The 10,382-nt window shown below is 66.9% G+C and carries 5 protein-coding genes; 4 read left to right on the top strand and 1 reads right to left on the bottom strand.

The window, feature by feature from the left end:
• From KO481_RS42415 to KO481_RS42430, 4 genes are all read left to right on the top strand, one after another.
• Positions 1-6,593, top strand: a 6,593-nt coding sequence (locus tag KO481_RS42415) for a type I polyketide synthase (RefSeq protein WP_215924407.1), incomplete at its 5' end; no start/stop codon positions are given.
• 15 nt (positions 6,594-6,608) lie between these two features.
• Positions 6,609-7,379, top strand: a complete 771-nt coding sequence (locus KO481_RS42420; protein ID WP_215924409.1) for a thioesterase II family protein — start codon at positions 6,609-6,611, stop codon at positions 7,377-7,379.
• Positions 7,380-7,531: 152 nt separating this feature from the next.
• Positions 7,532-8,329: a phytanoyl-CoA dioxygenase family protein gene (locus tag KO481_RS42425; protein ID WP_215924411.1), complete on the top strand. Its 798-nt coding sequence runs from the start codon at positions 7,532-7,534 to the stop codon at positions 8,327-8,329.
• 11 nt (positions 8,330-8,340) lie between these two features.
• The gene (locus KO481_RS42430) at positions 8,341-8,976 is read left to right on the top strand and encodes a dihydrofolate reductase family protein (RefSeq protein ID WP_215924413.1); all 636 of its coding nucleotides are present in this window, start codon (positions 8,341-8,343) and stop codon (positions 8,974-8,976) included.
• A 65-nt stretch (positions 8,977-9,041) separates the two neighbouring features.
• Here KO481_RS42430 and KO481_RS42435 read toward each other — a convergent pair whose 3' ends face one another.
• A complete protein-coding gene (locus KO481_RS42435) occupies positions 9,042-10,127 on the bottom strand; it encodes a hypothetical protein (RefSeq protein WP_215924415.1) in 1,086 nt (361 codons plus the stop codon).
• Between the last annotated feature and the right edge of the window lie 255 nt (positions 10,128-10,382).

Here is a 10,382-nt window from a genome sequence, read left to right on the forward strand (position 1 = left end):
CCATCCACTTCTCCTCCGCCGCAGCCACACTCGGCTCCCCCGGCCAAGCCAACTACGCCGCCACCAACGCCTACCTCGACGCCCTCACCCACCACCACCCCCACACCACCACCATCGCCTGGGGACCCTGGACCACCGGCATGGCACAACACCTCGACACCAGGCCGGGTGTGCGCCCGCTGCGTCCCGAGGAGGGGCTGCGCCTGTTCGACGCGGCGCTGCGGGCGGACGACTCCCATCTGGTGGCGATGCATCTGGATGCCCGTGCCGTGGCGGCCGCGCTGGGGTCTACTCCGCCGCTGCTGCGCGCGCTCGTGCCTGCCCCGCCGCGCCGCGCCGCGGGCGTGGACGGCGTTCTCGAACGGTTGCGGCCCATGGCCGCCGTGGAGCGCGACGCCGCGCTGCTCGAGCTCGTCCGTGGTGAGGTCGCGGCGGTTCTCGGGCACACCGATCCGCGCGAGGTGGATCCGCACAGCGCCCTGCGCGATCTCGGATTCGACTCCCTCACCTCGGTCGAGTTCCGTAACCGGTTGAGCGCGCTGCTCGGCCGGCAACTCCCCGCGACGCTGGCCTTCGACCACCCGAACGCGGCCGCCGTCGCCGATCACCTGCGGACCGAATTGTTCGGTGTCACAGCGCACGAGCCCGCGCCGGTGATCGCCGCCGCAGCGCAGGACGATCCGATCGTCGTCGTCGGCATCGGCTGCCGCTATCCCGGCGGGATCGGTACTCCGGAACAGATGTGGCAGCTGCTGGTCTCGGGCGACGACGCGATCACCGCATTTCCCACCGATCGAGGATGGGATCTGCCGCGAATCTACGATCCGGCCACTCCGCCCGCGTCCATGGCGCGCGAGGGCGGATTCCTGCACGACGCGGCAGAATTCGACGCCGCCCTGTTCGGCATCTCACCCCGCGAAGCACTCGCTATGGACCCCCAGCAACGGCTGTTGCTCGAAACTGCTTGGGAAACCTTCGAATACGCTGGCATCGACCCGACATCAGTGCGCGGCAGCCGAACCGGCGTCTTCACCGGCATCATGTACAACGACTACGCCGGCCGCTTCACCCACGCCCCCGAAGAAGTCGCCGGACACCTCGGCAACGGCAGCGCACCCAGCATCGCCTCCGGACGCGTCGCATACGTCTACGGGCTCGAGGGCCCCGCGATCACCATCGACACCGCGTGCTCCTCGTCCCTGGTCGCAGTCCACTTGGCCGCCAACGCCCTGCGCACCGGCGAATGCACGATGGCCCTGGCCGGCGGCGCCACCGTCATGTCGACGCCGCAGACCTTCACCGAGTTCGGTCGTCAGGGTGGATTGTCGGCGGACGGCCGGTGCAAGGCCTTCTCAGGCGACGCCGACGGCACCGGATGGGGCGAAGGCGCCGGACTCCTACTCCTGGAACGACTCTCCGACGCACAACACCACAACCATCCCATCCTCGCAATCATCCGCGGCTCCGCCGTCAACCAAGACGGCGCCTCCAACGGACTCACCGCACCCAACGGACCTGCCCAACAACGCGTCATCCGCCAGGCCCTGGCCAACGCCGGACTACAACCTGCCGACATCGACGCCGTCGAAGCCCACGGCACCGGAACCCGACTCGGCGACCCCGTCGAAGCCCAAGCACTCCTGGCCACCTACGGACAACACCGCAACGAACCCTTATGGCTCGGCTCCATCAAATCCAACATCGGCCACACCCAAGCCGCCGCCGGAACCGCCGGCATCATCAAAATGATCATGGCCATACACCACGGCCTACTCCCCCGCACTCTCCACGTCGATGCCCCGACACCCGAAGTCGACTGGACCACAGGCAAAGTCCAGCTCCTCACCCAGAACACCCCCTGGCCCGACAACGACCACCCCCGACGCACGGCAGTCTCCTCCTTCGGCATCAGCGGCACCAACGCCCACATCATCCTCGAACAACCACCCACCACCGCCCCACCACGAGACCAGCATCTCGCCGCGCCATGGATCATCTCCGGGCACACCCCGACGGCCCTACGCGCCCAAGCAGCAAGACTCGCACGTCACCTCGAGCAGGATCCGGCCTCGGCGCTGAACATCGGTTACACACTCGCCACAGGCCGCGCGATGCTCGACCACCGCGCAGTCATCGTCGCGACAGGTGAGCCGGCTCAGCGTTCGCAGGCCCTCCTCGCGCTCGCCCGCGGCGGCACCCATCAGGACATGATCACCGGCCGGGCATCGGGCAACGGTGTGGCCATGGTGTTCTCCGGACAAGGCAGCCAACACCCCGGCATGGGACACCAGCTCTACAACACCTACCCCGCCTACACACAAGCATTCGACACCGCCTGCACCGCACTGAATCCCCATCTCCCCCAACCACTCCAAAACATAGTCTTCGGCGACGAAACCGACCTACTCGAACAAACCCGATACACCCAACCCGCCCTGTTCGCACTCCAACTCGCCCTCTACCGACTCTGGGAAAGCTGGGGCATCACACCCACCATCGTTGCGGGGCATTCCGTCGGCGAGATCGCCGCAGCCCACATCGCCGGAGTCCTCGATCTCGCCGACGCCGCCACACTCGTCACCGCCCGCGGCAGGCTCATGCAATCCCTCCCTACGGGCGGGGCCATGGTCGCCATCGACATCGCCGAGCACGAAATCCGGCCGCTTCTGGAGGGATTCGAAGACACCGTCGATATCGCAGCCGTCAATGGACCCAGCTCCCTCGTCCTATCCGGCGACCGCACCACACTCACCCAAATCACCCACACACTCACCGGGCACAGAACCAGCTGGCTCCACGTCTCACACGCCTTCCACTCCCCCCGAATAGACCCCATCCTCGCCCAATACCGCAACACCATCGCCACACTCACGTTCTCCGCACCGGCGCTGCCGTTCGTCTCCACCGTCACCGGAGCCCCCGCCGACCACACCACACTCGCCGACCCCGACTACTGGATCCGCCACGCCCGCAACACCGTCCGCTTCGCCGACGCCGTCACACACCTCACCCGGCACAACCCCAGCTATCTCGAAGTCGGCCCCGGCGCAACACTCCTGCCGCATCTGCCGGCCGGAGCGGTCGCCGGTCTTCGCCGGGACCGACAGGAGTTGCAGGCGCTGACCGATGCCCTCGCCCACCTGGTTGCCCATGGCGCGAACCCGAACTGGCACAGCTATTTCGACGGCACGGAAGCTCGCCCGGTACCGCTGCCGGCCTACGCATTCGACCGTAAACGCTACTGGCTCGATCACCGCGTCGGCCGCCCTGCCGATCTCCGCGCCGCCGGTGTCGACGGGACCGATCACGCCGTGCTGACGGCCGTGGTCACCGAACCGGAATCCGATACCCTGACGTTCTGCGGCCGTATCGCGCTGGACTCGCACCCCTGGCTCGCCGATCACCGAGTCGGCGATCGCGTGGTGCTGCCCGGCGCCGCGTACGTGGACCTCATCCTGCACGCGGGAGCGGCATCCGGCCGGCCCGGCATCGACGACCTCACCCTCGAGGCGCCCCTGGTGCTCGCACCCGATAGCGGGGTGGACCTCAGGCTTACAGTCGGTCCACCGGATACCCAGGGCCGCAGGCCAGTTCGCGTCCACACCCGCGAACCCGGCGCCGAGCAGACCTGGACCCGGCATGCCACCGCACTCCTGGCGGACTCGAATTCAGTTCCCCAGTACAGGAATTCGCAGGCATGGCCGCCGCGCGACGCCCGGCCGCTGGATCTCGACTCGATCTACGACGAGCTTGCCTCCCGAGGATTGCGGTACGGCACCGCCTTTCGCGGGCTGAGAGCGGCATGGTCGCGGCCTGGCGAGGTGTTCGCCGAGGTGGCCCTGCCCGAGAGTGTCGGGGTTACCGGGCACGTCGTTCACCCCGCGCTGCTCGACGCGGCGCTGCACGCCATCGGGATCGGCGGCCTCGTCGACACCGCCGATCCCGCACCGCGACTGCCGTTCGCGTGGCGCGATGTCCGCATTGCCGATACCGGCGCCACGGCACTGCGGGTACGGCTGGCCGGTGCCGGGCAGGACACCGTCACACTGGAGTTGTTCGACACAGACGGCCACGGTGTCGGCGGTGTGGCGGCATTGTCCCTGCGTCCGGCTCCGGCCCCCGCGCGGTCGGCGGCCCCACGGTCGCTGCTCGGCATCAGATGGCAGGAATTGCCGGCCTCGCACGGTCCCGCCGCCTCGTGGTGGGTCGTGCTCGGCGACGACGAGCCGGGGCTGGCATCGATATTGCAGGACACCGGAATCCAGGTGGAGAAGTACGCCGATCTTGCCGATCTCGGCGCCGCCGCGGAGTCGTCCCGGACCGCGCCCGAGGCGGTATTCCTCGCGCCGACCACACCGGACGGTGTCGATGTCCCGGCCGCCACCGCCCAGCTGACGTCCCGCGTCCTCGCCTTCCTGCAGACCTGGCTCGCCGACCGGCGCTTCTCCTCGACCCGGCTGGTGCTGATGACCCGCGACGCCGCGACCGACCCCGTCATGGCCACGCTCACCGGTCTCGTGCGCGTCGCCCAGGCCGAACACCCGGATCGGATCACACTGATCGACATCGACTCCGGGGCAGTCGACTTCGGCTCGGATGCGCTCATAACGGCCGTGGCGACCGGGGAACCACACACCCGCATTCGCGACGGGGCCGCCCTGGCGCCGCGATTCGCCGCACTGGCCGCCTCCGATTCCGTCGCGGTGGACCTGTCCGCCGGCACGGTGCTCGTCACCGGGGCATCGGGAGCGCTCGGCGGGCTCATCGCTCGCCGGCTGGTCGCGACCCACGGCGTCCGGAATCTGCTGCTGGTCAGCCGGACCGGCGGCATGACGACCCTGCGCACCGCATTGGAGAACGCCGGCACCAGCGTCGAGGTGGTCGCGTGCGATCTCGCCGAGCGGGACCAGGTCGCCGCCCTGCTGGCGCATCGCCCGGTGCACGCCGTCGTGCACGCCGCGGGCGTGCTCGAGGATGGCGTCGTCGAATCGCTGACCGCCGAACAGCTCGCGCGGGTGCTGCGGCCGAAGGTGGACGCGGCCTGGCATCTGCACGAACTGACCAGCGACCTCACCGCATTCGTGCTGTTCTCCTCGATAGCGGGCACCCTGGGCTCGGCGGGACAGGCCGCCTACGCCGCCGCCAACACCTTCCTCGACGCGCTCGCCACGCATCGAGCCGCTCGCGGCCTCCCGGCGACCGCCCTGGCATGGGGACCGTGGGCCACCGAGAACGGCATGACCGCGGGCCGGCGCCGGCTGGAACGCGCCGGGCTGACACCATTGCGGCCGGAGGAAGGGCTGGCGCTGTTCGACGCCGCGCTGACTCGGCCGGAGCCCGTTCTGATCCCGGCCCGCACGGACCTCACCGCGCTGCGCACCGCGGCGAAACAGCGTTCGTTACAACCGATCTGGCATGCCCTGGTGCCACCGCCCAGCACGCACGCGCGTCGGGCCGAACCGGACCGGGCCGCTCGGCTCGCGGACCTGTCCGGGGATGCACGCGATCGCGCGTTGCTCGATCTGGTCCGCCGCGAGGTCGCCGCGGCGCTGGGACACGACTCGCCGGACGAGTTCGCCGCCGAACGCGCCTTCACCGAGCTCGGCTTCGACTCCCTGACCGCCGTCGATCTGCGCAACCGCCTGGAACAGGCGACCGGCCTGCGACTGCCCGCGAGCCTGGTGTTCGAGCAGCCGACGCCCCCGGCCCTCGTGCGCTACCTCTCGACCGAATTGGGTTCCGCCGCACCGTCACCCACATCATCGGACGACACCCTCGGCGCGATGTTCCGCCAGGCGTGCGAGCAGGCGCGGATCGACGAGGGCATGGAACTCGTGCGCATGGCATCGCGCTTCCGCCCCGTCTTCCGCACGCCCGAGGAACTCGGCCGCCCGCCCGCCCCGGTGCCGCTGGCCCGCGGATCGGGCGAACCGCGGTTGTTCTGCTTCCCCGCGGTGGTCGCGATGTCGGGGGCGCACCAGTATGCGCGCTTCGCCGCCGCCCTGCGCGATCGCCGCGACACCGTGGTGCTCCCCGAGCCGGGATTCCTTGCCGGAGAGCGCCTTCCCGCGCACGTGACGGCGCTGGCCGAGCTGCAGGCCCGGGCGGTGCGCGAACTGGCAGCGGGCACACCCTATGCGCTGCTGGGCTATTCGTCCGGAGGCTGGATCGCCCACGAGGTCGCCGCGCGCCTCGAACGGACCGATACACCGCCCAGTGCCGTCATATTCCTGGACACCTACCTGCCCCGGGAGATGACCCCCCGGCTCAGCCGGGCATTCACGCACGGCCTCTTCACACGGCGGAGCGACCTCGTCTCCTCGGACCACGTGTCCCTCACCGCGATGGGCGGCTATTTCTCGGTCTTCGGCGCGTGGGAACCGCGGCCGCTCGGCGTGCCGACATTATTCGTGCGGGCCGCCGACGCCCTGCCCGACCTCGACGGGACACCGTTACCCGATACCGACTGGGGGCCGGCCTGGGCGCGGTGCGATACGGACATCGACGTCCCGGGCGACCACTTCACCATCGTCGCGGAGCATGCCGAAGATACTGCGCGAGCGGTGGATTCATGGCTGACCGCACTGCGCTGAGAGGAACGGCACCGCATGTCCGAACGAGCGATCGACGACGCACCCTGGATCCGGCGATTCCATCCGTCCCCCGCGCCGGCCGTGCGGTTGGTGTGCTTTCCGCACGCCGGGGGTTCGGCAAGCTTCTTCTTCCCGGTATCCGCGGCGATGCCCGCGGCGGTGGACGTGCTCGGCGTGCAGTACCCGGGCCGCCAGGACCGGCGCACCGACCCCTGCATCGCGGATATCGGCACGCTCGCCGACGAGATCACGGACGCCCTGACGGCGTGGATCGATCGCCCGTTGGCATTCTTCGGCCACAGCATGGGGGCCGTCGTGGCTTTCGAGGTCGCCCGGCGACTCGAACAGCGGACGGGAATCCGGTTGATCGGCCTGTACGCGTCCGCCCGGCGCGCGCCGTCTCGCCACCGCATCGAGAACGTGCACACGCGCGACGATCGGGCACTCGTCACGGAACTGCGTGCGCTCAGCGGCACCGACACCGCCCTGCTCGGCGACGACGAGGTGCTGCGCATGATCCTGCCGGCGATCCGCAGCGACTACACGGCGATCGAGACGTATCGCTGCCCGGCCGACGCCGTGATCGGATCCCCGATCACGGCGCTGGTGGGGGACGCCGATCCCAAGACCACGGTCGCGGAGGCCCGCGACTGGGCGCGGCACACCCGCGCGGCCTTCGATATCCAGGTGTTTCCCGGTGGGCATTTCTACCTGGTCGAGCATCGGGCCGCTGTCATCGGCATTCTCACCGACCACCTCGCCCGGTCCCGAACACGGACCGGCTGACGAGTCGACGACACCCATGTATCGGAAAGGGCAATTCATTCGAATCGACGAATTATACAACCTTCGGAATGAACGAAGGTCCACTGTACATCGAACATGAATACGGTTAGAAAATAAATCATCAGCCATGCCGAAAACGATGGGAAAATGACGTGACCGACACGACGCCCCGGACCACTCCTTACACCGTCGACGAACAATACGTTACCGCTTTCCGCGAATACGGCTTCACCCACGTCCCGGGCCTGATCCCCGCGGACGAGGTGGCACAGTGGCGAGAAACCGCCCTGAACACGATCGAGGAGGACGGCAGAAGGGCCGGCATGGGCGGCGGCCGGACCGCCCTCCAGACCACCACGGACCCGTGGTGGAAACACGACAGCCTGCGCGACCTCGTCCGCCATCCCCGCGTCGGGGCCGTGGCCGAGCAGTTGGCGGGCACGCCGATGCGAGTATGGAGCGGGCAGGCCTACGCCAAGCGTCCGCATGACGAAGTGCCCACGATCTGGCACGAAGATCTCACGCTCACACCGCTGGACTCCCCGATGAACGTGAACGCCTGGGTCGCCCTGGTCGACGTGCCGGTCGAGCGCGGCTGCCTGATCTTCCTGCCGAATTCGCACAAGCGTCCGGGCCCGCATCGGTCCGAGATGTCCGAGGTGAAGAACAACCCGACGACGTACATGTTCGCGCAATGGCCGGAGCTCGAGTGGTACCCGCGGGTCACGGTTCCGGTACGCGCCGGCGATGTCACCTTCCATCAGAGCCTCGTCGGCCATTCGAGCTGGGGCAACGTCTCGGACGAAACCCGCCTGGCCTTCATCATCAGCTACACCGGCGCGGAGGCGATCTTCCAGCCGCGTCCCGGCCACAACAGAATGGATCCGGATCTGGTGGTCGGCGAGCAACTGCCCGGACATCGCTACCCGCGAATCTCGGACTTCGCATAGGAGCGCCGGCCATGGCTGCCGTGACCACGCATATCGGGCTGTCCCTCGATGGATTTGCCACGGGGCCGAACCCGGATCAGCAGAATCCGATCGGTGTCGGGGGAATGCGCCTGCATCAGTGGTTGCTCCCCACCCGGGCATGGCACGAGCACCGGGGCCTGGAGGGCGGTGCGGATTCGGTCGACTCCGAGGTGCTCGCGGGAGCTGTCGACGGGATCGGCGCCTACATCATGGGCCGCGGGATGTTCGGTGGCGGTGCGGGCCCGTGGGACATGGGGTGGCGGGGCTGGTGGGGTGAAGAACCCGCCTTCCGCACGTCGGTATACGTGCTCACCCACCACCCGCGAGAACCCTTGGAGATGAAGGGTGGCACCACATTCACCTTCGTCACCGGCGGTATCGAGTCCGCACTCGAGCAGGCCCGCGCGGCCGCCGGCGACCTGGATGTCTCGATCGCCGGCGGAGCCCATGTCGTCCAGCAGTATCTCGCCGCCGGCCTGCTCGACGAGATGCTCATCCATCTCAGCCCGATCGTGCTTGGCGCCGGTCGCCGGCTGCTGAACAATGTCGGCGATCCCGCCCTCGAACAAATCGAAGTCATCCCCTCCGACACGGTTACCCATATCAGATACCGCATTGTCCACTGAATCATCGTCCGTTGAATTCGAAATCCCGGATCCGGCCGTGACCACGTGCGGACCCGCGCCTGCGATCAATCCAGCTTCTTGTTGAGGCCGGCCTTCACGATTCGGGCCGGGAAATGCTGAAACAATGTGTAGCCGCGCTTGACGGCACGCTCGTCTCCCACCCTTCGAGTCCGGCCCAACTGCGACAGATAATTGGCCAGTCGAGCATTGGAGAAGGACTTCTTATACCCTTTCTCCGTACTGATGAACTCCCATATCTGACCATCGATATCACTGCGCACCTTGCGCACGAAACCATTGTCATCGAGGTCGAACTCGTTAGCCGTCTCGTTTGAGACGGCAACCACCTCGTCGGCCTCGAGAATAATCGACTGCGTGAATCCTTCCGCACCTTGGAGGATAATTCCCCACTGGATGGTACCGTCTTCTAGGGTATTTCCGAAGATTTGCCACCCAACCTGTTCCTGCGCGTAGTAGTCGTAGTCCTTCCACTCGATACCGTGCTTCCAGTATGCGTTTTCGAAGAAAAGAACCCCTGCCGCCTTCTTGCCGAGAACGGTCCCCGTCACCGAATAGCACAGGCTCGCGTAAAAGAGCGCCCGATCCCGCATCGGCGTGTAGTGTTGCAGCCCGAGAGGCTGAACTACGCCTGTCAGATCAAAGAGTTCACCCTCTTCATAGATCATCTCGTTGTCGTGCAACTCGAGCAGGAGGTCGAGTTCCCCTGGGCGAGTCACCCCCTCCGGCAAGTTGTAGAAGATGGGATTCGACCACTTCCTGCGGCCCGGATCGGACATATTCCTTCTGAGTTCTCCGCGCGCGCCTCCGCCGGTTCCCGGATGCAATTCCAACGTTTTTCCGTCGTAAGCCATGAAAAACAATCCCCCGGTCAGGGAACCGTTGAACTTCCGCGCGGGCGAGTACATCATTCCGTCTTCGGTCTCGAGAAATCCGTACAGATGCTGAATCTGCAGCGGCAATCCGAACATCGGTTCGGAAATCGGAATTGCGCTCAGGTCGGCATGGAACGCGCTCACCATCGGCTTGAAGCCATAGTCGCCGAACGTATGAATGTGACTCACACTATCCTCCAGAGTATTGCGATAAATGGACAGGCCGGTCTTCCATGGCACCGCATCGACGGGCAGCATAACACAACCATTCGTTGTTCAAGCCCGAATTACATTGCGTATGAATTGCACTTTCGTCCACTGGTATGTCGGTAGCCGCAGGTGCACGATCGCTACTGCGCCCATTGTGCGTAAATCGGCGCCTTTGTTTTTATCTCCAGCAACCAGCGACGTCGACCGGGAGGAGAAGAAATGGTGACCGAAACCAGTCGGGTAGCACCGGGTGCGGACCGTGAAGAGGAATACTCGGTGCCACCGGCGGTCCGCGAATTCTGG

It is taken from the genome of Nocardia albiluteola (assembly GCF_018860155.1).
Lineage (GTDB): Bacteria > Actinomycetota > Actinomycetes > Mycobacteriales > Mycobacteriaceae > Nocardia > Nocardia albiluteola.

What these genes read in the sequence shown, in the direction of transcription:
- KO481_RS42420 (WP_215924409.1), top strand. Translation starts at nt 6,609, where the DNA reads ATGTCCGAACGAGCGATCGACGACGCACCCTGGATCCGGCGATTCCAT.
- KO481_RS42430 (WP_215924413.1), top strand. Translation starts at nt 8,341, where the DNA reads ATGGCTGCCGTGACCACGCATATCGGGCTGTCCCTCGATGGATTTGCC.
- KO481_RS42435 (WP_215924415.1), bottom strand. Translation starts at nt 10,127, where the DNA reads ATGCTGCCCGTCGATGCGGTGCCATGGAAGACCGGCCTGTCCATTTAT.